Source organism: Sphingomonas sp. 4RDLI-65, from assembly GCF_049472435.1.
Taxonomy (GTDB): Bacteria; Pseudomonadota; Alphaproteobacteria; order Sphingomonadales; family Sphingomonadaceae; genus Sphingomonas.
Map to the genome: position 1 here is coordinate 489,137 of NZ_JBCEBT010000003.1, position 26,561 is coordinate 515,697.

Annotated in this window: 21 protein-coding genes; 14 read left to right on the forward strand and 7 right to left on the reverse strand. The window is 65.9% G+C overall.

The window, feature by feature from the left end; translation table 11 throughout:
* Nucleotides 1-21 precede the first annotated feature (21 nt).
* On the reverse strand, nucleotides 22-1,110 hold the full coding sequence (locus VH567_RS10475) for a Gfo/Idh/MocA family protein (protein ID WP_423325787.1): 1,089 nt from the start codon (nucleotides 1,108-1,110) through the stop codon (nucleotides 22-24).
* A 30-nt stretch (nucleotides 1,111-1,140) separates the two neighbouring features.
* Between VH567_RS10475 and VH567_RS10480 the strand changes: the two genes are divergently transcribed.
* From VH567_RS10480 to VH567_RS10495, 4 genes are all read left to right on the forward strand, one after another.
* On the forward strand, nucleotides 1,141-2,046 hold the full coding sequence (locus VH567_RS10480; RefSeq protein ID WP_423325789.1) for an aldo/keto reductase: 906 nt from the start codon (nucleotides 1,141-1,143) through the stop codon (nucleotides 2,044-2,046).
* Entirely contained in the window at nucleotides 2,043-3,122 is a 1,080-nt protein-coding gene (locus tag VH567_RS10485; protein WP_423325791.1) for an LLM class flavin-dependent oxidoreductase, read from the forward strand. Before VH567_RS10480 ends, VH567_RS10485 begins: the two co-directional genes overlap by 4 nt.
* A 353-nt stretch (nucleotides 3,123-3,475) precedes the next feature.
* On the forward strand, nucleotides 3,476-4,723 hold the full coding sequence (locus tag VH567_RS10490; protein ID WP_423325793.1) for an MFS transporter: 1,248 nt from the start codon (nucleotides 3,476-3,478) through the stop codon (nucleotides 4,721-4,723).
* Between the two features lie 86 nt (nucleotides 4,724-4,809).
* Nucleotides 4,810-7,119: a TonB-dependent receptor gene (locus VH567_RS10495; RefSeq protein WP_423325795.1), complete on the forward strand. Its 2,310-nt coding sequence runs from the start codon at nucleotides 4,810-4,812 to the stop codon at nucleotides 7,117-7,119.
* A gap of 152 nt (nucleotides 7,120-7,271) precedes the next feature.
* On the opposite strand, the gene VH567_RS10500 is transcribed toward VH567_RS10495, so the two are convergent.
* The 3 genes from VH567_RS10500 to VH567_RS10510 form a co-directional block, all read right to left on the reverse strand.
* A complete protein-coding gene (locus VH567_RS10500; RefSeq protein WP_423325797.1) occupies nucleotides 7,272-9,671 on the reverse strand; it encodes a TonB-dependent receptor domain-containing protein in 2,400 nt (799 codons plus the stop codon).
* Between the two features lie 168 nt (nucleotides 9,672-9,839).
* Entirely contained in the window at nucleotides 9,840-10,232 is a 393-nt protein-coding gene (locus VH567_RS10505) for a MerR family transcriptional regulator (RefSeq protein WP_423325799.1), read from the reverse strand.
* Nucleotides 10,229-11,911, reverse strand: a complete 1,683-nt coding sequence (locus VH567_RS10510; RefSeq protein WP_423325801.1) for a long-chain-fatty-acid--CoA ligase — start codon at nucleotides 11,909-11,911, stop codon at nucleotides 10,229-10,231. Before VH567_RS10510 ends, VH567_RS10505 begins: the two co-directional genes overlap by 4 nt.
* A gap of 131 nt (nucleotides 11,912-12,042) precedes the next feature.
* Here VH567_RS10510 and VH567_RS10515 point away from each other — a divergent pair, with 131 nt between their 5' ends.
* The 4 genes from VH567_RS10515 (at nucleotide 12,043) to VH567_RS10530 (ending at nucleotide 17,600) form a co-directional block, all read left to right on the forward strand.
* The gene (locus tag VH567_RS10515; RefSeq protein ID WP_423325803.1) at nucleotides 12,043-13,179 is read left to right on the forward strand and encodes a thiolase family protein; all 1,137 of its coding nucleotides are present in this window, start codon (nucleotides 12,043-12,045) and stop codon (nucleotides 13,177-13,179) included.
* Entirely contained in the window at nucleotides 13,179-15,497 is a 2,319-nt protein-coding gene (locus tag VH567_RS10520; protein WP_423325901.1) for a 3-hydroxyacyl-CoA dehydrogenase NAD-binding domain-containing protein, read from the forward strand. The genes VH567_RS10515 and VH567_RS10520 overlap by 1 nt, the downstream gene beginning before the upstream one ends.
* Nucleotides 15,498-15,822: 325 nt before the next feature.
* Nucleotides 15,823-16,233: a DUF2147 domain-containing protein gene (locus tag VH567_RS10525; RefSeq protein ID WP_423325805.1), complete on the forward strand. Its 411-nt coding sequence runs from the start codon at nucleotides 15,823-15,825 to the stop codon at nucleotides 16,231-16,233.
* 62 nt (nucleotides 16,234-16,295) lie between these two features.
* Nucleotides 16,296-17,600: an OmpP1/FadL family transporter gene (locus VH567_RS10530; RefSeq protein WP_423325807.1), complete on the forward strand. Its 1,305-nt coding sequence runs from the start codon at nucleotides 16,296-16,298 to the stop codon at nucleotides 17,598-17,600.
* Between the two features lie 134 nt (nucleotides 17,601-17,734).
* On the opposite strand, the gene VH567_RS10535 is transcribed toward VH567_RS10530, so the two are convergent.
* A complete protein-coding gene (locus VH567_RS10535) occupies nucleotides 17,735-18,262 on the reverse strand; it encodes a gamma carbonic anhydrase family protein (RefSeq protein ID WP_423325809.1) in 528 nt (175 codons plus the stop codon).
* Nucleotides 18,262-20,361 (reverse strand): malate synthase G, encoded by a 2,100-nt coding sequence (locus VH567_RS10540; RefSeq protein WP_423325902.1) that lies wholly within the window; start codon nucleotides 20,359-20,361, stop codon nucleotides 18,262-18,264. Before VH567_RS10540 ends, VH567_RS10535 begins: the two co-directional genes overlap by 1 nt.
* Before the next feature lie 102 nt (nucleotides 20,362-20,463).
* On the opposite strand from VH567_RS10540, the gene VH567_RS10545 reads away from it, so the two are divergent.
* Nucleotides 20,464-21,339, forward strand: coding sequence for a LysR family transcriptional regulator (locus VH567_RS10545; RefSeq protein ID WP_423325811.1), 876 nt, complete (start codon nucleotides 20,464-20,466; stop codon nucleotides 21,337-21,339).
* Here VH567_RS10545 and VH567_RS10550 read toward each other — a convergent pair.
* Complete coding sequence (locus VH567_RS10550) at nucleotides 21,294-21,782, reverse strand: MarR family winged helix-turn-helix transcriptional regulator (RefSeq protein WP_423325813.1); 489 nt, start codon at nucleotides 21,780-21,782, stop codon at nucleotides 21,294-21,296. The two genes, VH567_RS10545 and VH567_RS10550, sit on opposite strands and share 46 nt — an antisense overlap.
* A 78-nt stretch (nucleotides 21,783-21,860) precedes the next feature.
* Between VH567_RS10550 and hppD the strand changes: the two genes are divergently transcribed.
* From hppD to VH567_RS10575, 5 genes are all read left to right on the forward strand, one after another.
* Nucleotides 21,861-22,949: a 4-hydroxyphenylpyruvate dioxygenase gene (gene hppD, locus VH567_RS10555; protein WP_423325815.1), complete on the forward strand. Its 1,089-nt coding sequence runs from the start codon at nucleotides 21,861-21,863 to the stop codon at nucleotides 22,947-22,949.
* A 201-nt stretch (nucleotides 22,950-23,150) separates the two neighbouring features.
* On the forward strand, nucleotides 23,151-24,476 hold the full coding sequence (gene hmgA / locus VH567_RS10560; protein ID WP_423325817.1) for a homogentisate 1,2-dioxygenase: 1,326 nt from the start codon (nucleotides 23,151-23,153) through the stop codon (nucleotides 24,474-24,476).
* On the forward strand, nucleotides 24,473-25,117 hold the full coding sequence (gene maiA, locus VH567_RS10565; protein WP_423325819.1) for a maleylacetoacetate isomerase: 645 nt from the start codon (nucleotides 24,473-24,475) through the stop codon (nucleotides 25,115-25,117). The genes hmgA and maiA overlap by 4 nt, the downstream gene beginning before the upstream one ends.
* Nucleotides 25,114-25,479, forward strand: a complete 366-nt coding sequence (locus VH567_RS10570; RefSeq protein WP_423325821.1) for a Rieske (2Fe-2S) protein — start codon at nucleotides 25,114-25,116, stop codon at nucleotides 25,477-25,479. Before maiA ends, VH567_RS10570 begins: the two co-directional genes overlap by 4 nt.
* Before the next feature lie 54 nt (nucleotides 25,480-25,533).
* The gene (locus VH567_RS10575) at nucleotides 25,534-26,508 is read left to right on the forward strand and encodes a rhodanese-related sulfurtransferase (protein ID WP_423325823.1); all 975 of its coding nucleotides are present in this window, start codon (nucleotides 25,534-25,536) and stop codon (nucleotides 26,506-26,508) included.
* The last annotated feature ends 53 nt before the right edge of the window (nucleotides 26,509-26,561 follow it).

Here is a 26,561-nt window from a genome sequence, read left to right on the forward strand (position 1 = left end):
CCCACCCATCCGGAAACGCCGTTAGAGCCCCAGCTCGGCCAGCGTCACCACGCGGTGTTCGCGCGCGCTGATCTCGGCCGCGGTGCCGATCGCGACCGCGCGCAGGCCGTCTTCGGCGGTAACCTGGACCGGACCTTCGCCACGGACCGCTGCGGCAAACGCGGCGTGCTGGTAGTAGGTCGCTCCCTCATGCGAGCCGGCGGCTTTGGCAGCGGGATCGACCGCGACGTGGCTGCGTTCGACGGCCTTCGGGTTCAGGAAGCCGACGCGGGGGGAGTAGACCAGCTCACCTGCCGGGATCAGCACGTCAAGGCGCGCGGCGTCGCCGGTGGCGGACATCTCCTCCTGGTTCTCCGCACCGTCGGCGAACATGCTGAGGTCGAGCATCGCCCGGACGCCGTTGGCGAAATCGACGGTGGTGTAGCTGTTGTCGATGATGTCGGGGCGCTGGCCGTCATAGCGTTCGTCGAGATGGTTCACGTCCATCGCGCCCGAGCAATAGACGCGGACCGCTTCGGACCCGACGATCAGCCGCATCAGATCGAAGAAATGGCAGCATTTCTCGACCATCGTGCCGCCGGTGTTGCGCGAAAAGCGGTTCCAGTCGCCGACCTTGGGGAGGAACGGGAAGCGGTGTTCGCGGATCGAGAGCATCTGGAGTCGGCCGACGCGGCCGCCTTTTACCTGCTCGATGAATGCCGCGGCGGGGGGCATGAAGCGGTACTCCATGCCGGTCCAGAACGGTTTCACATGGGACGCGGCGCGTTCGACGATCCAGCGCGCGTCCTCCATCGTCGTCGCCAGCGGCTTCTCGCAGAGGATCGCGGCGTCCATGTCGAACAGCCGCTCCAGCACGTCGCGGTGCGTGTTGTTGGGCGAGGCGATGACGATGGCGTCGACATCGGCGCCCTTCGCGAACGCCTCGACCGAATCGAACCGTGCGACGCCAGCGGCACTGTCGCCCAACGCCTCGGTCGCCCAGTCGATCGAGGTCGCGACCGGATCGGCGATCGCGACGATCTCCGCGCTCGGCAGAATCGCCAGGTTCCGGATGTGTTCGACGCCCATCATGCCCGTTCCGACGACGCCGTATCTGATCGTGGCTACCAAGCTGTCATTCCCTATGCCATGGCCGCCTGCATGACGACGATCCGCCTTTCCAACGACCTCCGCCCGCTCGGCAAGAGCGAAATCCTTGTTTCACCGATAGCCTGGGGCATGTGGCGGCTGGCCGGAGAGACTGCACCAGATACCGGGCCGGTCCACGCGATGATCGAAGCCGCGCTGTCGGCCGGGATCAACTTCTTCGACACCGCCGACATCTATGGCTGCGACGTGCCCGCCGGGTTCGGCTCGGCGGAGGAACTGTTCGGGCGTGCGCTGGCCGAAGACCGGTCATTACGTGCGCAGATGGTGATCGCGACCAAGGCGGGCATCCGGCCCGGCATCCCGTATAATTCGAGCGCGACGTATCTTGCCGATGCGCTCGACGCGTCGCTGACGCGGATCGGGGTCGAGCAGGTCGACCTTTACCAGATCCACCGCCGCGATTTCCTGACGCATCCGCACGAAGTGGCCGAGACGCTGACGCGGATGGTCGACACGGGCAAGATCCGCAGCATCGGCGTGTCGAATTACAGCGTGCACGAGTTCGACGCGTTGCAGGCGTTCCTCGGCCAGCCGATCGTCAGCACGCAGCCGGAGTTCTCACCGTTGCGGACCGCGCCGCTGTTCGACGGGACGCTGGACCAGGCGATGCGGCACGACGTCGCGGTGATGGCGTGGTCGCCGCTCGGTGGCGGTCGGCTGGCGCAAGGCGATCACCCCGCGGCCAAGCTGCTGGCCGAGCACGGCGCGCGCTACGGCGTCGATGCGGCAACGGCGACGCTCGCCTGGATCATGGCGCATCCGGCGCGAATCATTCCGATCGTGGGGTCGCAGACTCCAGCGCGGATCGCGGCTTCGGCTGAAGCGTACAAGGTCGAGTGGACGTGGGCCGAATGGTACGGCGTGTTGCAGGCCGGGATGGGTGAGAATTTGCCATGAGTGACCCGGTGTCGAGCTTGCCCCCCTGCGAGATTAGCTGGTTTTCCGCGCTGTGCGACGACGATTACGAGTTTCTCGGCGTGCCCGACGCGGCGCTGAAGTCGAGCTGGGAGCATTGCCGCGACATCGTGATGCAGGCGGAGACCGCGGGCTACGACAACATCCTGCTGCCGTCGGGCTATGCGCTGGGGATCGACACGACCGCGTTCGCCGCGGGGATCGCGCCGATGCTGAAACGGCTGCGGTTGCTGATGGCGGTGCGGATCGGCGAGAGCTGGCCGCCGCAGTTGGCACGCCAGATTGCGACGATCGACCGGATGCTCGGCGGGCGGCTGGCGATCAACATCATCTCGAGCGACCTGCCGGGCGAAAAGCTGGAGAGCGCGCCGCGCTATGCGCGCACGGTCGAGGCGATGCATATCCTGCGGACGTTGCTCGACGGCAAGCCGCTCGATCATGATGGGGATTTCTGGAAGCTGAAGGTCGATCCGCCTCGGGTGACGACGGTGTCGGGGGCATGCCCGGCGCTGTATTTCGGCGGGCTGTCGGAGGCTGCGCGCGATGCGGCGGCGACCAATGCCGACGTGTATCTGATGTGGCCGGACACGATGGACGCGGTGCGCGCGATCATCGCGGATCTGCGATCACGGGCGGCGAAGCATGGCCGCACGCTTAAGTTCGGCTACCGCGTGCATGTCGTCGTCCGCGAGACTGAGGCCGAAGCCCGCACTGCCGCCGACCGGCTACTCTCGAAGCTCGACGATGCCGAGGGTCGCGCGATCCGGGAGCGGTCGCTGGATTCGCAGTCGGCTGGCGTGCGACGCCAGGCCGAACTGCGCGAGGGGTCGGACGACGGCTATGCGGAGGCTAATCTCTGGACCGGGATCGGGCGGGCTCGGTCGGGGTGCGGGGCGGCGATCGTCGGCGATCCGGATCAGGTGCTGGCGAAACTGAACGCGTACCGGGCCGAGGGGATCGATGCGTTTATTCTTTCTGGGTATCCGCATGCGGCGGAGGCGGATTTGTTCGCACGGCATGTGTTGCCGCTGATCGAGCATGGGCCTTTGGTTATTTGATCGCGGGCTTACCCGGTAAATAACGCCACCCCGGCGAAGGCCGGGGCCCAATTGGGGAACATCGCTAACTGAGGGCCGCGCTTCGTTACTGCAGCCTCTCCAATTGGGCCCCGGCCTTCGCCGGGGTGGTGATGGGTTGGGGTGGCCCTTTCCCTCCTTGTTCTCCCGCGAAGGCGGGAGCCCAGTCTGGATCCCCGCCTTCGCGGGGAAACACACTTGCTTGCTCGAGCGGGATACCGCCGAACAAATCCGAGGAGCGAGCGCGGGCCTGCCCACTCCCTGCAATCAAATAACCGCGTCCGCGAAGAGAAACTGGCTAGCCTCTCCCCTCCGCTCGTTCATGCTCGTCCGCTATGACCAAGCCTACCAAGACCGTCGCGCAACTCAGCGCACGCGCACGCGCCCTGTTGTTCGCGCTCGTCGTCACCGCCGGCATCCTCAATCTCGTCGACCGCCAGATCATCTCGGTCCTCAAGCCGACGATCGCTGCCGATCTCGGCTGGAGCGACGACGATTATGGCACGCTCGCCGCGTGGTTCCAGGGGGGCGCGGCGTTCGCGTTTCTGTTCACCGGGTGGATCGTCGACAAGCTCGGCGTCAAATGGGCGAATCCGATCGGCGTCGCGGCGTGGAGCATCGCGGCGATGGCGCATGGCTGGGCGCGGTCGATGACCGAGTTCGTGATGATCCGCGTCAGCCTCGGCGCGACCGAAGCGATGGGGACGCCGACGGGAATCAAGACGATCGCGTCGGTGCTGCCCAAGAACTGGCGGTCGAGCGGGTTCGGCGCGACCAATGCCGCGAACAGCATCGGCGCGATCCTGGCGCCGCTTGCGATCCCCGGCGTCGCGTCACTGGTCGGCTGGCGCGGGACGTTCGTCGCGGCGGGGGCGCTCGGGCTTGTCTGGGCCGCGGTCTGGCTGATCGCGACGCGCCGCGTGACGTTCTCCCCACCAAGTCCGGTCGAGACGGACGCCGCTCCACCGACCGAGTACGGCCCGATCCTGCGCAACCGCCAGACCTGGGCAGTCGCGGGCGCGAAAATTCTGTCGGACGCGACGTGGTGGCTGCTGCTGTTCTGGCTGCCTGACTTCTTCCACCGCCAATACGGCCTGACCGGCGTCGCGCTCGGCGTGCCGCTCGCGATCGCCTATGGCGGCGCGGCGGTCGGATCGCTGCTCGGCGGCGGTGTTTCGACGCGGTTGCTGAGCCTCGGCTACAGCGTCAACGCGGTGCGCAAAGGCATATTGCTGGTCGCCGCGCTCTGTGTCCTGCCGATCCCGCTGGTGCTGTATGCGGGCAATTACGCGCTTACGATCGGATTGATGGCGCTCACGCTCGCCGCACATCAGGCGTTCTCGACCAATCTCTTCGCGCTGATCGCCGATGTCGTGCCACAGGATAAGCTCGGCCGCGTGACCGCATTCGGATCGTTCAGCGGCAATGTCGGGGGCATGGTGATCGCCAAGGTCGCGGGGCTCGTGCTCACCGCAGGGCTCGGATATCTCCCGCTATTCCTGTTCGCGAGCGTCTCGTACCTGCTCGCGGTCGGCTGGATCCAGCTGCTGCTGCCGGTGCTGCGACCGGTCGAGGCACGCTAAAGCTGACACGACGCGCCTGCATGCCATTCTTTATACCCATCGCACGAATGGGAATTAAAAGACGCTATCATTTCGGGAGGGAAACCATGTTCGACCCACGTACCCAGCGCCTCAGCCTTGCGCTTCTCGCCAGCACCGCACTCGCCACCCCGGCGTTTGCACAGGAAACGCCCGCGCCGGCTGCCGCGCCCGCCGCACCACAGAGCGACGAGGTGATCGTCACCGCGCGCTACCGCAACGAGACGCTCCAGTCGGTGCCGATCGCGATCACCGCGGTCAGCGGCCAGTCGCTCGCCGAACGCCAGTTGAACACCGTCGAGAACATCGCCGCGACCATCCCCTCGGTCGGCTTCCGCAGCGGCGCGTCGAACAAGGATCGCACGATCTTCATCCGCGGCGTCGGCACGATCACGACTTCGCCCGGCGTCGAGCCCTCGGTATCAACCGTGCTCGACGGCGTCGTCCTGACCCGCCCCGGCCAGTCGACGCTCGATCTCGGCGAAGTCGAGCGGATCGAGGTGTTGCGCGGACCGCAGGGCACGCTGTTCGGCAAGAACGCCTCGGCGGGCGTAGTCAACATCGTGACCCGCAGCCCGACCGACGAATTCCGCGCGTTCGGCGAGGCCGGCGTTACCTCGGACGAGGAATACCGGCTCAAGGCCGGCATTTCAGGCGCGCTCGTGCCCGGCAAGGTGCAAGCCCTGATCGGCGGCCTGTACGACGACTATAAGGGCAACGTCCGCAACGTCGCGCGCAACCGGGACGTCAACGGCTACCGGCGCTCCGGCGCGCGCGGCAAGCTGGTCGTGACACCCAGCGACGACCTGAAGTTCACGATCATCGGCGATTATCTCAACTCGCACGATACGACACCGACCAGCGTCTATGCGGCTACCAGCCGCACGGCGTATCCGACCGGTGTCGTCACCAATTCGCCCGACCTCGCCGCCGCTCTCGGCGCAAGCGGGATCGTTGCGGGGCCGAGCAATCGCCGGACCAACAACAACACGATCACCGACGTGAAGGACGAGAATTACGGCGGGTCGTTCACCGGCGAACTCGCGCTCGGCGATTATCACGTCACCTCGATCACCGGCTGGCGGCAATGGCTCAACAACCAGCGCCAGGATTACGACAGCGTCGCCGCGCTCTCGACCGTCTTCCCGTCGGGGCAGGATGCGGGCAGCGTGAATACCAAGCAATTCTCCGAGGAACTGCGGCTGACGTCGCCCAAGGGCGGGCTAATCGATTACGTCGTCGGCGCCTATTACCTGCACGCGACGACCGACGAGCAGTACCAGCGCACGTTGACTTCGCTCGCCGCCGGCGGCGCGCAGACCACGACGACGGGCGTCGCGAACTACGGCATCACCAACGACAATTACGCGCTGTTCGGCGAGGCGAACGTCAATTTCACGCCGAAATTCCGCGGCATCGCCGGTTACCGCTCGACGTGGGACAGCCTGGATTATTATCACGTCCGCACGTCGACCGCGGACCCGCTCAACACCGGCGCGGCGGCGCTCGATCGGCCCGGCGTCCGCGCCTATCACAACACGACCGGCGGGATCGACAAGCGCGGCGACAGCTACCGGCTTGGGCTTCAGTACGATCTGGGCGAGCATGCGCAGACCTATTTCACCTATTCGCACGGCTATAAGGGCCCAGCGTACAACGTGTATTTCAACATGCGTTCGCTCAACGCAACGACGCCGCTCGACGAAGTGCCGCTGAGCCCGGAGACGTCCAATTCCTACGAGGTCGGGCTGAAGGGCAGCACCGCGAACCGCGCGCTGAGCTACAGCCTGGCGGCGTTCACGACCAACTTCGATGGCTATCAGGCGAGCTTCAACGACGTCGTCGCGGGTGCGCAGGTCAGCCGGCTGATCAACGCCGGGTCGGTCCGCTCGCGCGGGGTCGAGGCGGACGTGACGCTGCGCCCGACCAAAGGCCTGACGCTCGACATCTCCGCCGCCTATACCGACGCAACGGTACGCAACTTCCTCTGCCCGACCGGCGCGCCGACGAGCTGCAACATCAACGGCCAGCCCCTCCCCTACGCGCCGAAGATCAAGCTGTATGAGAATGCGGCGTACAAGTTCGGGCTGACCGACACGCTGGCGCTCGAGCTGCAGACCGACGTGACGTTCAGCAGCAAGGTACAATATTCGCTCGCCGAGACGCCGAGCACGGTCCAGCCGTCCTATGCGATCTGGAACGCGAGCGTCGCGGTGCTGAGCGATACGTCCGGGTGGCAGCTGCGCGCGTATGTGAAGAACCTGACGAACACGTCCTATTCGTCGTTCCTCACCGCAGGCACGTTTGCCGGTACGGTGCGGTTCGTGCCGCGCGACGACAAGCGCTATGCCGGGCTGCTGCTGCGCAAGGACTTCTAAGAGGCGGCGCGTTACCGCGTATCGGAAAAGCCCCCCGGCGAAGGCCGGGGCCCAATTGGAAAGGCCGCAGTAACGGAGCGCCGTACTTCGTCGGCGACGTCCTCCAATTGGGCCCCGGCCTTCGCCGGGGAGGTACGATGATATGCTGAAGCTCAGAACCCGACGCTGATCGTCCCGAACACCTGGCGAGGTGCCACCGGGAACTGGTTGAAGGTGCCGCTCGCCGCGCCGATGCTCAGCGTCGAGGCGGCGCGCTTGTTGGTGATGTTGGTGACGTTGAGGCTGACCGTGGCGGTGCGGACGATCTGCCCTGCCGACAACGGTACCTTTGCCGCGATCCGGCCCGACAGCGTGAAGTAGGCCGGCACCGACAGATCGTTGGTGTAGGTTGCGAACCGCTTGCCGATATAATCCCCGACCAGTTGCGCGTCGAAGATGTCGTAATTGGCCGACGCGGTGAACTTGTTGAGCCAATCGGGGCTGCCCGGCACCTTCTTGCCCGCCGTCGCGACCGTGCTCGTGCCGCTGATGTAATTCTCCTCGTAGCGCGAGTTGTTGTATGACAGCGCGTCGTAGAACGAGAAGTGCGAGCCGAACCGGAACGTGCCGGCGACATCGAACCCGTCGGTCTTCACCGCGCCGACATTCTGGAGGATCGCCGCGCCGCTGACGACCGCGGTCACCACCGGCGTCGGGCTGATGCCGAGCAGGCGGTTGCTGAAATCGACGTGATAGACGCTGATCTGGCCGTCGAACCCGGTGAGCGGGCCGAGGTTCAGCGCGTGGTGCGAGCGTAGTCCAGCCTCGTAGGTCCAGCTCGTCTCGGGCTCGACATCCTGCTTGAACAGGTCGAACGCCGCTTGGCTGCCGAGCGCGAACGGCGACAGGCCGGCCGCGGCGCTGGTCTGGAACTGGCGAATGTTCTTCTGCACGTTGACGAACACCTGCTCGTCGTCGGTCACGTCCCACAGCGCACCCAGTTGCGGCAGGAAGTATTCGTGTGTGTCGATTCTGCCGACCGGCAGCGCGACCGAGCCGGTGAACGAGCCCGGGATCGGCTGCGTCGGCACGCGCTGCGATGCGTTCTGGAACGTACTCTTGACGCCGCCCTGGATCGCCAGCGTCGGCAGCAGCTTCCAGCTATCCTGGATATGCGCCTGGTATTCGTCGACGCGGACTTCGCTGTGATATTGCGTGATCAGCGGCGTCAGCGTGTCGTGCGGACGCTGATAGGGCGTGGTCGGAGCATTGACCGGGAACGCGTACCAGCGGCGATAGGCGGACGAGCTCTGACGCTCGTACCAGGCCCCGAACTCGATGTGATGCGCGCCGAGGTCGATGCCGACGCTCGATACCAGGCCACCGCGATCGATGCGGTATTCGGTGGTGCGCGTGGCGAGGCCGGAGCCGCCGAACACCGACGTCAGGTTCTGGCCGGGATAATAGAACGAGAACAATTTGGGCAGGCCAGCGACGTCGATCGGGCCACCGATGACGCCGACACCGTCGTTATGATGGTAATAGGCCTGGTTCGAGAAGGTCACCCGGTCGCTGACGTTCCAGTCGTATTTGACGTAGCCGAGATAGTCGGTGCGCGCCGCGACGCCGTAGTAATTGCGATAGTTGGACCCGTCCGCCTTGTACGCGCCCGAATTCAGATAGGTCAGCATCTCGTTGAAATTGGGATAGACGAAGGGCCGGACATAGGGTGCGGTCGCCTGCGTCGCGGTGGTGATGACGGTCGAGTCCTCGTTGGGCTCGGTCTTGTCCGAATAGGCGGCATAGAGCGTCAGCTTGCCGTTCGAGTCGTCGTGGACGAACTTCGCATTGGCCTGATAGCCGCCCTGGATACCGTTGAAATCCCACGCCTTGGCCTTCTGGCGCGAGCCGGACACATAGAAGCTGTTGCCGTTGCCGAACGTCCCGCTGTCGATCCGCGCGAACAGCCGCGAGGTGGAGTGGCTGCCCAGCGTCTGATCGACCTGGACGCCGAGATCCTTGCGCGGGTCGCTCGAGAAGGTGTCGATCGTCCCGCCGAGATTGCTGGTCGACGCGGTGCCGAGATCGCCTGCGCCGCTGGCCAGCGTGACCCGCGAGACGTTCTCCGAGATGATCGCACGTTGCGGCGACAGGCCGTTGTAATTGCCGTAATTCTGGTCGCCGAGCGGCAGGCCGTCGAGCGTGTAGCCGAGCTGCTGCGCGTTGAAGCCGTGGACGAACAGCGAGATGTTCTGCTCGTTATTGCCCCAGGGATCGGCGGTCAGGAACGTGACGCCGGGCAGCGTCTGGAGCGCCTTCAACGGGCTCACGCCGGGCAGGATCTTCTGCATGTCGACGCCGCTGACCTGGGTCACGGAGCGCGTGGCGGCGCCGGTGACGACGATCGTGTCGTCCTGTCCGGGCGCGGCAGCCGGCTGCGCGCTGCCGACCGGTTCGGCAGGGTCGGTCGCGACCAGCGATTGCGCCGACGCGGCGATCGGCAAGACGGCAATTGTGGCGATCCCGACCGCGGTGCCCAGCAGCCGCGCGGTCGTCCGTGAAAACATCGTCATACTGTAAAACCCCTAGCGAGATCGATCGATCGTCACTCCCGGAGCTGCGCCTATGGGCATCGCGAGACAGTCGCATGACCGCCACGCTACAGTTTTAATTCGCTGTGCCGAAGCGCGAAGGCGTCCGCCCCGGAGAGGCTCACGTTACGCCGTCCCGGCGGGCTCGCGTTACACGGTCGCGGCGGGGATCCGCGCCAACGCTTCCTGCTCGATCTTTTCGAGCTCGTCGCGGGTCTGGACGATCGCTTCGCGTTGCGCGTCGAGCAGGTCGATCCGTTGGCGACAGCGTTCGGCCAGCGCGCGCATCTGTTCGACATGCGTCGGATCCGCGTCGTACAGATCGAGGAATTCCTCGATATCGCGCAACGTGAAGCCGAGCCGCTTGCCACGCAGGATCAGCTGCATCCGCGCCACGTCGCGCCGGGTATAGACCCGGGTCGTGCCGATCCGGCACGGCTCGATCAGCCCCTTGTCCTCGTAGAACCGCAACGTCCGCGCACTGACGCCGAGCGTCCGCGACACTTCCTGGATACCGGTAAGATCGTCCTGACGATCGTTCATGTCTGTACGTCCCTCTCCCCAGACGCCGCTTTCGCGTTTTCTTCAGCGACAAGTTCCTTTTTGGATAGCTTGCCGATCAGCGTCTTGGGCAGAGTGTCGCGGATTTCGACCTCGCGGGGAAGCTCGATCTTGCTGATCTTGTCGCGGAGAAAATCGCGCAGTTCGAGCGGGGTAGCCACCGCACCTTCGGCCAGCACGACGAACGCCTTGGGGGCCTGGCCGCGGTATTTGTCCGGCACGCCGATGACGACCGCTTCGAGCACCGCGGGGTGTTCGTACAGCGCCTCCTCGATCACGCGCGGATAGACGTTGTAGCCGCCGGCGAGGATCAGGTCCTTGATCCGGTCGACGATGAACAGATAGCCGTCTTCGTCGAGATGGCCGACGTCCCCAGTCCGCAGCGCCCCGTCCACGAACAGCTCGGCGGTCGCGGCGGGCTTGTGCCAATAGCCTTGCGTGATCTGGGGACCGCGTGCGCAAATCTCGCCATTCTCGCCGATCGGGAGCAGCCGGGTCGGGTCCTCGCGGTCGCGGATCTCGATCGTCGTGCCGGGGAAGGGCAAGCCCGCCGAACCCGGCTTGTTGAGCCCGCCGATCGGATTGCAGGTGATGATCGGCGACGCTTCGGACAGGCCATAGCCCTCGACGAGCTTGGCGCCGGTCGCGGCCTCGAACGCGGTGCGGACCTCGGCGGGGAGCGGCGCGCCGCCCGAGATGCACGCGTGGATCGACGACAGGTCGATCTTCTGCGTCTCGGCGGCCGTGGTGATCGCCGCGTAGATCGTCGGCACCGCGGGGAAATAGCTCGGCTTGGTGCGGTCGATCGTCTTGAGCAACTGCTGCAGTTCGAAGCGCGGCAGCAGGATCATCTCCGCGCCGGTGCGGATCGAATAGGTCAGTACCGTCGTCAGCGCGAAGACGTGGAACAACGGCAAAGCGCCGAGCACTCGGTCCTGGTGCGGCTGCTCGCCACCGACGAACATCACCATCGCATCGGCGTTCGCGACGAGGTTCGCGTGGCTGAGCATCGCCGCCTTGGGCTCGCCGGTGGTGCCGCCGGTATATTGCAGCACGGCGACCTCGTTCGGGGAGACCGCGACCGGAGCGGGCGCGCCCTTCGCCTTCAACAGCGAATCGAACGTGCAATGGCGCGCATCGCTGGGGACGTGGCCGATCTCGGCACGCTTGAAGATGCGGTAGGCGATCGACTTCACCGTCGGCAGTGCGCCTGCGATCGGACAGGTTATGACGTGCTTGACGCCCATCTGCCTGGCGACCTTGATGACGCGCGCATGGATCTCGGCAATGTCGCAGGTGGCGATGATCGTCGCGCCCGAATCCTCGAGCAGGTGCGCCAGCTCGCGTTCGACATAGAGCGGGTTGACGTTGACGACGATGCCGCCGGCCTTGAGGATCGCGAAGAACAGGATCGGGTAATAGGGCGTATTCGGCAGGCAGAGTGCGACGCGTGTACCCTTGACGACGCCAAGGTCCTGGAGCCCCTTCGCGGCCCGATCGACCTGCTCGCCGAGCTCGGCATAGGTCAGCGTCCGACCCATGAAGTCGAGCACATTGCGCGACCCGAACCGGCGCACCGACGTGTCGAGCATGTCACCCAGCAGCCGTGGCTCGCCCTGCAACGGCATGCCGATCGCCTTGCCCCCGGAAGTGTCCTGCATCTCGCTCTCCATAAGATGGTGTGCGTAAGCCATATTGTCGGCCGCTTCACCTTGACGTAAAGGTGAGGTATCGCACCTTAAGGGTAACCCGCAAGCGTTAACCGGGTCGACCGCAATATGAGAGGATCATCGTGACCAACGTCGTCATCGCCGGGTACGCCCGTTCGCCGTTCCACCTCGCCGGCAAGGGCGAGCTCGCCCGCGTCCGTCCGGACGATCTCGCCGCGCAGACGATTCGCGGGTTGCTCGACAAGACTGGCGTCGATCCCGCCGAGATCGAGGACATCATCCTCGGCTGCGCGTTCCCCGAGGGCGAACAGGGCCTCAACGTCGCCAAGCTGATCGCGCAGATCGCCGACCTGCCGATCTCGGTCGGCGGCATGACGGTCAACCGGTTCTGCGGCTCGTCGATGAGCGCGATCCACATCGCCTACGGCCAGATCGCGGTCGGCGCGGGCGAGGCGTTCATCTGCGCGGGGCTCGAGTCGATGAGCCGCGTGCCGATGGGCGGCTACAACCCCCTCCCCAACCCCGCGCTCGCGAAGAAGAGCGCCGGCGCGTACATGGGCATGGGCGAGACCGCCGAGAACGTCGCGCGCCAATACCAGATCACGCGCGCCGAGCAGGATGCGTTCGCGGTGAAGAGCCAGGACAAGGCCGCCGCCGCGCGCGCCGATGGTCGGCTGTCCGACGAGATCGTGACGATCCAGACCAAGGCTGGCCCGGTCAGCCAGGACGGTACGATCCGCGCCGGCACCACGACCGAAGCGCTCGCCGGGCTGAAGCCCGCGTTCAGCGCGGAAGGCTCGGTGACCGCCGGTACGTCCTCGCCGCTGACCGATGGTGCGTCCGCTGTACTGGTCACCTCGGAGGAGTTCGCCAAGAAGCACGGGCTGACGATCCTCGCACGGATCAAGTCGATCGGCGTGTCGGGTTGTGCGCCGGAGACGATGGGGCTCGGGCCGATCGGGGCGTCGAAGAAGGCGCTGGAGCGTGCCGGGATCACCGTCGCCGACCTCGACGTGGTCGAGATCAACGAGGCGTTCGCGAGCCAGGCGATCGCCTGCATCCGCGACCTCGGGCTGAAGGACGAGACGATCAACCTCGACGGCGGCGCGATCGCGATCGGTCATCCGCTCGGCGCGACCGGCGCGCGGATCGTCGGCAAGGCTGCGTCGCTGTTGTCGCGCGAGGGGGGGCGTTATGCGCTCGCCACCCAGTGCATCGGCGGCGGTCAGGGCATCGCTACGGTGCTGGAGCGCGCATGATGGTCGATGCTGTGAAGAAGGTCTGCGTCATCGGCGCAGGCGTCATGGGTGCGGGCATTGCGGCACAGGTCGCGAACGCCGGCATCCCCGTGCTGTTGCTTGATATCGTCCCCCGCGAGGGTGACGACCGTGACGCAGTGGCGAAGGGTGCGGTCGCGAAAATGCTCAAGACCGACCCTGCCCCCTTCATGTCGAAGCGGGCGGCCAAGCTGGTCGAGACGGGCAACATCGACGATCACCTCGACCGCGTCGCCGAGTGCGACTGGATCGTCGAGGCGATCGTCGAGCGGCTCGACATCAAGCAGGCGCTGTACGCCAAGCTGGAAGCGCTGAAGCGTCCCGGCACCGCGGTGTCGTCGAACACCTCGACCATCCCGCTCGGCAACCTCGTCGAGGGGCGCTCGGACCAGTTCAAGGCCGACTTCCTCATCACGCATTTCTTCAATCCGCCGCGCTACATGCGGCTGGTCGAGATCGTCCGCGGCGAGCACACCGATGTTGCGGTCGCGGATAAGGTCGAGGATTTCGTCGATCGTTTCATGGGCAAGCGGATCGTTCGCGCGAAGGACACGCCGGGGTTCATCGCCAACCGCATCGGCACCTACTGGCTGGCGATCGCGATCAACGCGGCGATGGATCAGGGGCTCACCGTCGAGGAGGCCGACCAGATCGGCGGCCGTCCGATGGGCGTGCCGAGGACGGGCATTTTTGGTCTAGTCGACCTCGTTGGCGTCGACCTGATGCCGCTGCTCTCGAAGAGCCTCTCCTCCACGCTGCCCGCGGGCGATCCGTATTTCGATACGGTCCGCCCGCTGCCGCTGGTCGACAAGATGATCGCGGAGGGCTTCACCGGCCGCAAGGGCAAGGGAGGCTTCTACCGCTTCGACAAGGCGACCCGCACGAAGCTGTCGCTCGATCTCGCGACTGGTGAGTATCGCCCGGAGGCCAAGCCGGCTGAGCTACCCGGCAAGACCGGCAAGGACCTCGCCGGACTGATCGCGGAGCCCGGCAAGATCGGCACCTACGCGTGGTCGATCCTCGGCAACACGCTGTCCTACGCGGCGATGCTCGTCGGCGAAGCGGCGGACGATATCGTCGCGATCGATGACGCGATGAAGCTCGGGTATAACTGGAAATACGGACCGTTCGAACTGATCGACCGGATGGGCCCCGGCGTGCTCGCCGCGCGCCTTGCCGACGAAGGTCGCGACGTTCCGGCGATCCTGACCACCGCGGGTGATCGTCCGTTCTACCGCGTCGAGAACGGCCAGCGCCAGTATCTCACCGCCGCCGGTGACTATGCCGACGTCCCCCGCGCGGACGGCGTCGAGCTGCTGGAGGACATCAAGCTCCGGTCGCAGCCGATCCTCCAGAACCTGTCGGCGTCGCTCTGGGATGTCGGCGACGGCGTCGCGGCGCTCGAATTCCACACCAAGATGAACGCGCTCGACGACCAGGTCGTGGCGCTCATCAACGAGGCGATTCCGGTCGTCCGCGAGCGCTTCAGGGCGCTGGTGGTGTATAACGAAGCGTCGAACTTCTCGGCGGGTGCAAACCTCGGCGCGGCGATGTTCGCGGTCGGGGCGGGCCTTTGGGACATGGTCGAGGCCAGCGTCTCGGGCGGGCAGCAGGCGTACAAGGCGCTCAAATACGCGCCCTTCCCGGTCGTCAGCGCGCCGGCCGGGCTCGCGCTCGGCGGCGGGTGCGAGATCCTGCTCCACTCGGACGCGGTGCAGGCGCATGCCGAGACCTATGCAGGGCTCGTCGAATGCGGCGTCGGGCTCGTCCCCGGTTGGGGCGGCAATGGCGAGATGCTCGACCGCTGGGCCAAGTCGGGTATGGTCCCGAAGGGCCCGATGCCGGTGCTGACCAAGGTGTTCCAGGCGGTCTCCACCGCGCAGGTCGCCAAGTCGGCGGCGGAGGCCAAGGAGATGATGATCCTGCGCAAGGACGACGGCATCACGATGAACCGCGACCGGTTGCTGGCGGACGCAAAGGCCAAGGCGCTGTCGCTGGTCGAGGGCTATGTCGCGCCGGAGAAGCCGACCTTCCGTCTGGCGGGCGAGAGCGGCCGGACCGGGCTGAACATGGCGGTGGCGGACTTCCACAAGAAGGGCATGGCAACCGGCTACGACCTCGTCGTCGCGGATCGTCTCGCCGAGGTGCTGACGGGTGGCGAGGCGGATCTGGTCGACACCGTGACCGAGGACGAGTTGCTCGACTTGGAGCGCGCGGCGTTCATGGCGAGCGTCAAGGATCCGAGGACCCAGGCTCGGGTCGTGCATATGCTGCAGACGGGCAAACCGTTGCGCAACTGAGGCACAGCACTCACTCCATCCACTCCGTCACCCCAGACTGGTTCCGGGGTCCACCGTTCCGCCAACTCGATGCCGTCGGGTGTGCGGAACGGTGGATGCCGGAACGAGCCCGGCATGACGGCGTCTTCGTGACGACGCGCGCCGCATGAACACTTTTTCACCCGCTGGAATCGGTAAGAAGACTTGACTTGTCTTCGTACAATTCTAGTCGGGATCAGTAACTGCCGTATACGGCAACAGGGTCGCGATAACGTCGATGGCCTGACGAGAAATTCGGTGACCGTACGCATGCGGCGCCCCCAACGACACTAGGAGAGGATAGAAGATGTCCCTGTTGATTATCGCCGCAATGCTCGCGGGCGCTTCGGCCACCCCCGACACCGTGATCGGTCGCTGGAAGACCGAGACGCACAACGCCATCGTCGAGATCGCCCGCTGCGGCCCGTCGATCTGCGGCAAGATCCTCACCTCCGACGCACTGCGCGCCAATCCTTCGATGAAGGACGCGAACAACGCCAACACCGCGCTGCGCAACCGCCCGATTCAGGGCATGCAGATGCTCAGCGGGTTCAAGCCCGACAAGGACGGCGTCTGGAGCAGCGGGCAGGTCTACAATGCCGAGGACGGCAAGACCTATAGCGGCAAGATCACGCCCCTCGGCGCAAACCAGCTAAAACTGCGTGGCTGCGTCTTCTTCCCGCTCTGCAAGACGCAGACCTGGACGCGCGTGCGCTGAGGCGCGCCGCCCAGTCTTCGCTACCTCCCCGACCAATCAGTAAAGCTTTCAGGATCTTCCTCATGACTATGCGTACCAAAGCTCCGCTCCTCGCGGTATCCGCACTCGTGTCCGCCTTCGGCTTCGCCAGCACCGCCTATGCCGACGCCTTCTATCTCCAGGCGCAGTCCGCACGCGGTGCAGGCCGTGCCTTCTCCGGTGAGGCCGCCGACACCGGTGCCGAATCGCTGTGGTGGAACCCCGCCGCGATCGCCGGCATCCGCGACGGCAGCGCGACGCTCAGCGCCAGCGCGATCCTGCCGAAGGGCGACGTCGTCGACACGGGCACGCGGATCTGCCGCCCGGGCCAGGCCTGCACCACGATCAGCGGTCAGTCGAACTCGAGCGACCCGATCAACAAGGGCATCGTACCGTCGGGCGCGATCGCCTATCCGCTGACCGACCGGATCGCCGTCGGCCTCGCGGTCACGTCGCCGTTCAGCTTCACCACCAATTACGACGCGGACAGCTGGGCCCGCTACAGCGCCGACAAGACCCGCCTGCGGACGATCGACATCCAGCCGTCGGTTGGCGTCGTGGTGACCGACTGGCTGCGTGTCGGTGGTGCGCTGAACGTCGAATATACCGATGCGAGCCTCAGCAACGCGCTGCCCAACCTACTCGCGTCGCTGCCTGACGGGCATCAGGAATTGAGCGGCGACGGCTGGGATCTTGGCTGGACCGCGGGCGTGCAGTTGCACAACGACTTCGCGACGGTCGGCGTCACGTACAAGTCGAGCATCCGCCATCACCTGAAGGGCGACCTCGTCGTCAGCGGCCTCGTCGGCTCGCTTGCATCGCAGAACACGACCGTGTCGGGGGCCAAAGCGAGCTTCAATACGCCGGGCCAAGTGATCGTCGCCGGTCGGTTCCGCGGCACCGACAAGCTGACGCTGAACGCACAGGTCGTTGCCTATAGCTGGAACAAGTTCGACACGATCGATCTCGGCGCACCGCTGAACACCGCGATCCCGGAGAACTACAAGGACAGCTGGAGCCTGGCCGGCGGTCTCGATTACGACGTCACGCCGAAGCTGACCGTGCGCGGCGGCGTGCAGCGCACCAAGTCGCCGACGCAGGATGGCCAGCGGGACGCGCGCGTGCCCGACGCCGATCGCTGGACCTATGCAGCGGGTGGCTCGTACCAATTGTCGCGCCGGATCGCGCTCGACGCAGCCGCGCAATATGTCGACTTCGAGAACACCACGATCGACCGCGTGACGGCGGCGTATGTCGGCTCGCTGGCGCAGACGAATATCCTGACGTCGGGTGCTCTGCGTAACGCATCGGCGGTCGTGCTGTCGCTTGGTGGCCGCGTGAGCTTCTAAAAATTTCACGATCCTCCCCCGCAAGGGGGAGGTGGCGCAAAGCGACGGAGGGGGAGGACACGGAACCGACGTGTCGGCTACCTCCCCCTCCGACTGGCAAGTGCCAGCCACCTCCCCCTGGCGGGGGAGGATTTCTACACTTCGACCAGCCTCAGGCCCTCGGCGTAGACTCGCTGCTTGGCTGCATAGCCCGCGGCCGACATCTTCAGCCCGGCGATCGCTTTCGGCGACAACTCCCGCACCGCCTTGGCCGGCGAGCCGACGATCAGGCTCCCCGCCGGAAACACCTTCCCCTCCGTCACCAGCGCGTTCGCGCCGATCAGGCAATTATCGCCGATCACGGCGTGGTTGAGGATCGTCGCGCCCATTCCGACCAGCACGTTGCTGCCGATCGTGCACCCATGCAGAATCGCATGATGACCGATTGTGCACCCCTCGCCCACGCTCAGAGGCGCGCCCGGATCGGAGTGCAGCATCGCCCCCTCCTGGATATTGGTCCGCGCGCCGACGAGGATCGGCGTGTTGTCCGCGCGGATCACCGCGCCGAACCAGACGCTCGCGCCCTCCCCCAGCCGCGCGTCGCCGATCACGTCTGCGGAGGGCGCGACCCACACGTCGTCGGCCAGGGTCGGGCGTTTTCCCTCGATCGCGTAAAGTGGCATCAGGCGGCATCCCTCTCCTTTGCCCGCGCGCGGAACGCGTGGAGCAGCGGCTCGGTATAGCCGCTCGGCTGCGTCAGGCCATCGAACACGAGCGCGCGGGCGGCCTGGAACGCGAGGCTCTCGTCCTCGTGCCCCGCCATCGGCCGATACAGCGGATCGCCCGCATTCTGCGCATCGACCTTCGCCGCCATCCGCCGCAGCGCCGCGTCCGCCTGCTCCGGCGTGGCTATGCTGTGGAGCAGCCAGTTCGCCATGTGCTGCGAACTGATCCGCAGCGTCGCGCGGTCCTCCATCAGGCCGATGTCGTGGATGTCGGGCACCTTCGAACAGCCGACGCCCTGGTCGATCCAGCGCACGACATAGCCGAGGATGCCTTGCGCGTTGTTCTCCAGCTCCTCGCGAACATCGTCCGGCTGCCAGTTATGCCCGGTCGCGACCGGGATCGTCAGCAGCGCATCGAGCGAGGCGATCGGCTCGGCCTTGCGCTCCGCCTGCCGCGCGAACACGTCGACACGGTGGTAATGCGTCGCGTGCAGCGTCGCGGCGGTCGGCGACGGCACCCAGGCCGTATTCGCGCCGGTCATCGGATGCGCGATCTTCTGCTCGAGCATGTCCGCCATCCGGTCCGGCGCGGCCCACATGCCCTTGCCGATCTGCGCCTTGCCGCTGAGCCCGCAGGCGAGCCCGATCTGGACGTTGCGATCCTCATACGCCTTGATCCACGACGAGGCCTTCATCTCGCCCTTGCGGATCATCGGCCCGGCCCGCATCGACGTGTGCATCTCGTCGCCGGTGCGATCGAGGAAGCCGGTATTGATGAACACCACGCGGTCCTTCACCGCAGCGATGCAGGCGGCGAGGTTGGCGGAGGTGCGGCGCTCCTCGTCCATCACGCCGACCTTGATCGTGTGGCGCGCGAGGCCGAGCAGGTCCTCGATTCCGTCGAACAGCTGGTTGGTGAAGGCGGCTTCGTCGGGGCCGTGCATCTTCGGCTTGACGATGTAGATCGAGCCCGCGCGGCTGTTGCGGATCGGGCCTGTGCCCTTCAGGTCGTGCAAGCCGATCAGCGACGTGACGATGCCGTCGAGGATACCCTCGGGCGCCTCTTGGCCGTCGGCGAGCAGGATGGCGGGCGTCGTCATCAGATGACCGACGTTGCGCACGAACATCAGGCTGCGGCCGGGGAGCGTGAACGCGCTGCCATCGGGGGCGGTGTACTGCCGGTCCGGTTCGAGTGCGCGCGTGACCGTGCGGCCGCCCTTGTCGAAGCTAGCGGTCAGGTCGCCCTTCATCAGCCCGAGCCAATTGGCGTAGGCGGCCACCTTGTCCTCCGCATCGACTGCGGCGATCGAATCCTCGAGATCGGCGATCGTGCTGAGCGCGGATTCGAGGACCACGTCGGCGAGGTTCGCAGGGTCGTCGCGACCGATCGCATGCTGAGAATCGATCACCAGTTCGATGTGCAGGCCGTTGTGACGCAACAGGATATTGTCGCCTGCGTGCCCGACGAGCTGGCTCGGCTCGGCGAGCTGCGGCGTGCCCCCGGTCCAGTCGGTCCACGACCCGCTCGCCAGCGGCACCCCATCGTCGAGGAATGCCTTCGCCCACGCGATGACCTGCGTGCCTCGGGCGGCGTCATAGCCCTTGCCGGACGCCGCGCCAGTAATCGCATCGGTGCCGTAGAGCGCATCGTACAGGCTTCCCCAGCGCGCGTTCGCGGCGTTGAGCAGGAAGCGGGCGTTGAGGATCGGCACTACCAGTTGCGCGCCGGCGAGCGAGGCGACCTCCGCATCGACGTTTGTCGGGGCGACCGCGAACGGGGCGGGCTCGTCGACCAGATAGCCGATCTCGCGCAGGAACGCCTGATATTCGGGCTGGTCGATCGGCTTCCCGGCGCGGGCTTCGTGCCAGGCGTCGATCCTTGCCTGGAGGTCGTCGCGGACTGCGAGTAGCGCGGCATTCTCCGGCGCGAAGCTGGCGTAGATATCGGACACGCCTTGCCAGAACGCCGCGGCTTCAAGCCCCGTCCCCGGCAACGCCTGCTTTTCGATGAAGTCCACCAGCGATGCGGCGATCTTCAGACCTGCCTTTTCGATCATCTCGGCCATGCTGCTCTCCTATGCTCTGGCAGCACGATAGACGTCCGCCACCTTCGCCACTAGACACCATAAACCGAAAGCTGTTGATCGTCTGGAGAACGAATGGATCCTGACATCGTCCTCTTCGCCGAAGTGGTCCGCACTGCCAGCCTCAGCGCGGCGGGGCGATCGCTCGGCATATCGCCGGCGATGGTGTCGAAACGGATCGCACGGCTGGAAGCGCGTCTCGGCGTGCGGTTGCTCAACCGGACGACGCGGCGGCTCGACCTCACCGCACGCGGTGCGGCCTATCACCGCGACATGGTGGGGATCCTTGCCGCGATCCGCGATGCCGAGGCACGCGTGTCGGACCGCGCCGAGACGCCCGCGGGGCCGCTCCGGGTGAGCGCGCCGACCTCGTTCGGTCGTCTCCACATCGCGCCGCACCTGAAGCCGTTCCTCGACGCGCATCCGGCGATCGAACTCGACCTCGATCTGTCGGACGGCTTCTCCGACGTCATAGGCGACCGGCTCGACCTCGCCATCCGGATCGCGCCTGCGGTGCCGCCGAGCCTCACAGGTTATCGTCTCGCCGACAGCCGCCGCGTTCTCTGCGCCGCGCCAAGCTGCATTGCGCCAAACGATGCGGCAGATCTCACAAAACACCGCCTGCTCGCGGCAAAAGGCCAGATGCCATGGCGGCTGGCCGGGCCGGACGGCGACGTCACGGTCGACCGCCCCAGCTACGTCTCGACCAATTCCAGCGAAGTCGTCCGCGAACTCACGTTGGCGGGGGTCGGCATCGCACTGCGCTCGCTCTGGGACGTCAGCGCGGATCTCGCGAGCGGTCGGCTTGTCCGCGTCCTGCCGGAACTTGCCGGGTCGGCGGACGTCGGCATTTATGCGGTGCACGCATGCGGGCCGGTGTCGTCGGGGACCACCGCGCTGCTCGATTACCTGCGCGGTCTCTGGTCGCCGATCCCGCCGTGGGAGTCCTGAACGAGGTCGATCGTCACCGCGTCGATCCGTCGCAACATCGCCACGAACTGCTCGACTTCCTTAGCTGAAAACCCGGCGAAGATCCGCCGCTCCAGATCGAGCGCTTTCGGCGCGACCGACGCGTAGAGCGTTTGCCCGTCTTCCGTCAGCTTCAGCAAGTGCGAGCGACGATCCTCGGGATTCGCGTGCCGCTGCATCAGCCCGCGTTCGACCAGCGCGATCGCCGCGCGGCTGACCGTGACCTTGTCCATACGCGTCTGCTGGCCGATCTGCTGCTGCGTGATCCCGCCGGCCTCTGCGACCACGGTAACCAGCCGCCACTCCGGAATCGTCAGGCCGAACAGCGCTTCGTAGGTGTCCGCCACCGCTTCGCTGACGAGGTTGGAGGTGATCGACAGGCGATACGGGATGAAATCGTCCAGGACGAGTGCGCGGTCAGCCATGGAGAAATCGTAACGATTGACACCAGTTGTTCAACCCGCCAGATTGGTAACAACGGATACCAATTTGAGGATCGAGTCATGGACCATATGCCCCAGTCTGACCATATGGACGTAAACCCGATGGGTCTCGACGGGTTCGAGTTCGCCGAGTTCACCTCGCCCGATCCCGACCGGATGGCCGCGCAGTTCGAGCAGTTCGGCTTCGTCGCCGCCTCGACCCACCCGACCAAGGCCGTTACGCGCTACAAGCAGGGCCGCATCAACCTGTTGCTCAACCGCGAGGAAAGCGGTCATGCGGCGGCATTCCGCGCGGATCATGGCCCGTCGGCGAGCGGCATGGCGTTCCGCGTTCATGACGCCAAGGAAGCGTTTGACGCCGCCCTCGCGCGCGGTGCCAAGGCGGCGGATGCCAGCTCGGGTGCACTCGGCGAGGGCAGCTACGTGCTCGAAGGGATCGGCGGTTCGCTGCTGTATCTCGTCGACAAGCACGGCGCGGCCGGCAGCCTGTACGACGACTGGAATGCGGTTCCGGGCGCGGCCGAAGCCGAGGCCGAGAACAATGTCGGCCTCGACCTGCTCGATCACCTCACGCACAACGTGAAGCGTGGCCAGATGCGGACCTGGGCGGAGTTCTACGGCCAGATCTTCGGCTTCGAGGAGCAGAAGTATTTCGACATCAAGGGCAAGGCGACTGGGCTGTTCAGCCAGGCGATGATCGCGCCCGACCGCGCGATCCGCATCCCGCTCAACGAGAGCCAGGACGACAAGAGCCAGATCGAGGAATTCATCAAGGATTACAACGGCGAGGGCATCCAGCATCTGGCGCTGACCACCGACGATATCTTCGAGACGGTCGAAAAGCTGCGCGCACGCGGCGTCAAGCTGCAGGACACGATCGAGACCTATTACGAGCTGGTCGACAAGCGCGTGCCGAACCACGGCCACGATCTCGAACGCCTGCGCCGCAACCGGATCCTGATCGACGGCAATGTCGGCGAGGAGGGGCTGCTGCTGCAGATCTTCACCGAGAACATGTTCGGGCCGATCTTCTTCGAGATCATCCAGCGCAAGGGGAATGAGGGCTTCGGCAACGGCAATTTCCAGGCGTTGTACGAGAGCATCGAGTTGGACCAGATCCGCCGTGGGGTGATCACGGTCGACGCGTGAGTTTTAAACCCTCTCCCTCGGGGAGAGGGAAAGGCGCGCCAGCGCCGAGGGTGAGGGCACGCGCGACGCCAGCACGTGCCCTCACCCTTCCGCCGCGCAAGTGCGCGTCTCCCTCCCTCTCCCCCGAGGGGAGAGGGCAAATAAGAGTTTGAACGGCCGGCGGTTCGGGCGTTGATCGGAACAGGTGACGGAGAGGAAGCCATGACAATTCACCAGCCGACCAATGCCGCAGGCGAGACCGCCGGCCAGACCGAGTATCTGCCCGGCTTCGGCAACCACGTATCGACCGAGGCGATCCCCGGCGCACTCCCGATCGGCCGCAATTCACCACAGCGCCCCGCGTTCGGTCTTTATACCGAGCAGCTCTCCGGCACCGCGTTCACCGCGCCGCGCCACGAGAACCGCCGCAGTTGGCTCTACCGGATGCGCCCGACCGCCGAGCATCCGCCGTTCGAGCGCTACATCGGCGCCGAGCGGTTCGCGCCCGGCACCACCGATGCGCCACTCGCGCCCAACCGGCTGCGCTGGGACCCAATCGCCGCCCCCGCTCCGAATATCGATCTGATCGACGGCATGACGACAATGCTCGCCAACCGCGATCCTGCCGATCTCGAAGGCGTTGCGCTGCATGTCTATGCCGCCAACGCGGACATGACGGACCGAGTGTTCATGGATGCCGACGGCGAACTGCTGTTCGTGCCGCAGGCCGGACGTCTCCGGTTGCTGACCGAGCTCGGCCGAATCGACATTGCCCCCGGCCAGATCGCGCTCGTCCCGCGCGGTGTCCGCTTCCGCGCCGAACTCCCCGATGGCGAAGCGCGCGGCTATGTCGCGGAGAACCACGGCGCGCTGTTCCGCTTGCCCGACCTCGGCCCGATCGGCGCCAACGGCCTCGCCAACCCGCGCGATTTCGAGACCCCGGTCGCGTGGTGCGAAGACCGCGACGAGCCGGTCGAGGTGGTCCAGAAGTTCATGGGTTCGCTATGGACGACGACGCTCGATCATTCTCCGCTCGACGTCGTCGCATGGCACGGCAACCTCGCGCCGTGGCGCTACGATCTGTCGCGGTTCAACACGATCAACACGGTCAGCTTCGACCATCCCGATCCTTCGATCTTCACGCTGCTGACCTCGCCGAGCGACGTGCCCGGCCGTGCCAACGCCGATTTCGTGATCTTCCCGCCGCGCTGGATGGTCGCAGAAGGCACCTTCCGCCCGCCGTGGTTCCACCGCAACGTCATGTCCGAGGCGATGGGGCTGATCACCGGCGCATACGACGCGAAGGCGGAGGGGTTCGCGCCGGGCGGCATCTCGCTGCATAACCTCATGTCGGGCCACGGGCCGGATCTGGCGAGCTGGCAGGGTGCGAGTGCGGCGGACCTGAAGCCGCACAAGATCGACGGGACGATGGCGTTCATGCTGGAGAGCTGCTGGCCGTACAAGCCGACCGCCTACGCGCTGGAGCATTCGCAGTTGGATTACGATGCGGTCTGGTCGGATTTTCCGAAGGCGGTCCTGCCGAAGTGAGCCTCACGCTGCACGGCTATTGGCGCTCGACCACCGCCTATCGCGTCCGCATCGCGTTGGCTCTGAAGGGCATCGCGTACGAACAGGTCACGCACGATCTCCGCACCGGCGCGCAACGCAAGGCCGAGTATCGGACGCTCAATCCCCAGGGGCTCGTTCCGGCGCTGGAGACCGACGATGTAGTCCTGACGCAGAGCCCAGCGATCCTCGAATGGATCGACGAGGTGTATCCCGACCCACCGTTGCTTCCCGTCGACGCAGATGGCCGGGCGATCGTCCGCGCGATGGGGGCGGCGATCGCGTGCGATATCCACCCCGTGAACAACCTCCGCATCCTGAACGCCTTGCGGACCGAGTTCGGGGCCAACGAGGCAGCGGTGAACCGCTGGATCGCGCGCTGGATCGGCGAGGGGTTCGCTGCGCTGGAGACGCTGATCGCGCGTCATGGCGACGGCTTTGCGTTCGGTGCGACGCCGACGATCGCCGACTGTCATCTGGTGCCGCAGGTCTATTCGGCCGAGCGGTTCGCGGTCGATCTCTCGCCCTATCCGCACCTCAAGAGCGCCGCCGACAAGGCACGCGCCCTCCCCGCCTTTGCCGCCGCGCATCCGGACCGGCAGCCGGACGCCGACCGCGCATGAGCGACGGCGAACGGCTGACCGCCACGCCCGACGGGATCAAGCTCGCGCCGCTCGATGCGATCGCCGAGGGTAAGGCGCGAAACTTCGTGCTCCAGATGCGCGCCGGCCGTTTCCATGGCTTCGTCGTGCGCAGGGGCGATGCGGTGTTCGGCTATGTCGACCGCTGTCCGCACATGGGCCTGCCGCTCGCGCAGGTGCTCGACGACTATCTCACGCCGAGTGGCGACCTGATCGCGTGCAGTTGGCACTCCGCGTTGTTCGAAATCGAGAGCGGCAATTGTGTCGGGGGGCCTTGCGGCGGGACAAGGCTGACGCCGTGGCCGGTCGTGGTGGCTGATGGGATGATCGTCACCGCAGGCTGACGCGGGGGTGGAGTTGCGCTAAGGGACGGCCCCTCACCCCTGCATGATAGACCGATGACCGAAATCCTGCCCATCCGCGTCGTGGCGCTGTACCGCTTCACGCCGTTCGCCGACATCGCCGCGATCCAGCCGCCGCTTGCGCTCGTGTGCTGTTCGAACGGGGTGAAGGGGACGCTGCTGCTCGCCGCCGAGGGGATCAACGGGACGATCGCCGGGTCCGAAGAGGGGATCGACGCGGTGCTGACGCATATCCGCGCTCTGCCGGGTTGCGCCGACCTCGACGTCAAGGAATCACGCGCGGAGACGATGCCGTTCCACCGGATGAAGGTTCGCCTCAAGCGCGAGATCGTGACGATGGGCGAGCCTTCGATCGATCCGCTGGGAGGCGTCGGGCATTATGTCGAGCCTGAGGACTGGAATGCGCTGATCGCCGAGCCGGGGACGATTCTGATCGATACGCGGAATGATTACGAGGTCGCGGTCGGCACGTTTGCCGGTGCGGTCGATCCACAGACGCGAACGTTCCGAGACTTTCCGGCTTGGTTTCGCGAGCACCGCGACGAACTGGTTGGGGACGGCCCGCCGCCGAAGATCGCGATGTTCTGCACCGGGGGAATACGGTGCGAGAAGTCCACCGCATTCCTGAAGGCGGAGGGGCTGGACGAGGTGTATCACCTCAAGGGCGGTATCCTGAAGTATCTGGAAACCGTGCCCGAGGCTGAGAGCCTTTGGGAGGGGGAATGTTTCGTGTTCGATCAGCGGGTTGCGGTTGGGCATGGGCTTGCGTTGGGAAGTCATGTCCTGTGTCATGCGTGCCGGATGCCGGTGAGTGTCGCGGATCGTTCGTCGCCGCTCTATGTCGAGGGGGTGAGCTGCCCGGTGTGTCATGATGCGCGCGATGAGGCGCAGCGGGCTGGGTATGCGGAGCGCGAGCGGCAGGTGCGGCTGGCCGAGGCTCGTGGCGAGGCGCATGTTGGGGCGGTGTTGGCGAAGACGCATGCCGGCGTCGAGCAAGAGGTTGATAACTGACAGAAGCTTGTTCACCCGCGAAGGCGGGTGCCCAGGCTGGGCACCCGCCTTCG

What these genes read in the sequence shown, in the direction of transcription:
- VH567_RS10495 (WP_423325795.1), top strand. Translation starts at nt 4,810, where the DNA reads ATGTTCGACCCACGTACCCAGCGCCTCAGCCTTGCGCTTCTCGCCAGC.
- VH567_RS10570 (WP_423325821.1), top strand. Translation starts at nt 25,114, where the DNA reads ATGAGCGACGGCGAACGGCTGACCGCCACGCCCGACGGGATCAAGCTC.
- VH567_RS10545 (WP_423325811.1), top strand. Translation starts at nt 20,464, where the DNA reads ATGGATCCTGACATCGTCCTCTTCGCCGAAGTGGTCCGCACTGCCAGC.
- VH567_RS10530 (WP_423325807.1), top strand. Translation starts at nt 16,296, where the DNA reads ATGACTATGCGTACCAAAGCTCCGCTCCTCGCGGTATCCGCACTCGTG.
- VH567_RS10540 (WP_423325902.1), bottom strand. Translation starts at nt 20,361, where the DNA reads ATGATCGAAAAGGCAGGTCTGAAGATCGCCGCATCGCTGGTGGACTTC.
- VH567_RS10575 (WP_423325823.1), top strand. Translation starts at nt 25,534, where the DNA reads ATGACCGAAATCCTGCCCATCCGCGTCGTGGCGCTGTACCGCTTCACG.
- VH567_RS10485 (WP_423325791.1), top strand. Translation starts at nt 2,043, where the DNA reads ATGAGTGACCCGGTGTCGAGCTTGCCCCCCTGCGAGATTAGCTGGTTT.
- VH567_RS10505 (WP_423325799.1), bottom strand. Translation starts at nt 10,232, where the DNA reads ATGAACGATCGTCAGGACGATCTTACCGGTATCCAGGAAGTGTCGCGG.
- VH567_RS10490 (WP_423325793.1), top strand. Translation starts at nt 3,476, where the DNA reads ATGACCAAGCCTACCAAGACCGTCGCGCAACTCAGCGCACGCGCACGC.
- VH567_RS10525 (WP_423325805.1), top strand. Translation starts at nt 15,823, where the DNA reads ATGTCCCTGTTGATTATCGCCGCAATGCTCGCGGGCGCTTCGGCCACC.
- VH567_RS10520 (WP_423325901.1), top strand. Translation starts at nt 13,179, where the DNA reads ATGGTCGATGCTGTGAAGAAGGTCTGCGTCATCGGCGCAGGCGTCATG.
- VH567_RS10480 (WP_423325789.1), top strand. Translation starts at nt 1,141, where the DNA reads ATGACGACGATCCGCCTTTCCAACGACCTCCGCCCGCTCGGCAAGAGC.
- VH567_RS10550 (WP_423325813.1), bottom strand. Translation starts at nt 21,782, where the DNA reads ATGGCTGACCGCGCACTCGTCCTGGACGATTTCATCCCGTATCGCCTG.
- VH567_RS10500 (WP_423325797.1), bottom strand. Translation starts at nt 9,671, where the DNA reads ATGACGATGTTTTCACGGACGACCGCGCGGCTGCTGGGCACCGCGGTC.
- hppD (WP_423325815.1), top strand. Translation starts at nt 21,861, where the DNA reads ATGGACCATATGCCCCAGTCTGACCATATGGACGTAAACCCGATGGGT.
- hmgA (WP_423325817.1), top strand. Translation starts at nt 23,151, where the DNA reads ATGACAATTCACCAGCCGACCAATGCCGCAGGCGAGACCGCCGGCCAG.
- VH567_RS10510 (WP_423325801.1), bottom strand. Translation starts at nt 11,911, where the DNA reads ATGCAGGACACTTCCGGGGGCAAGGCGATCGGCATGCCGTTGCAGGGC.
- VH567_RS10535 (WP_423325809.1), bottom strand. Translation starts at nt 18,262, where the DNA reads ATGCCACTTTACGCGATCGAGGGAAAACGCCCGACCCTGGCCGACGAC.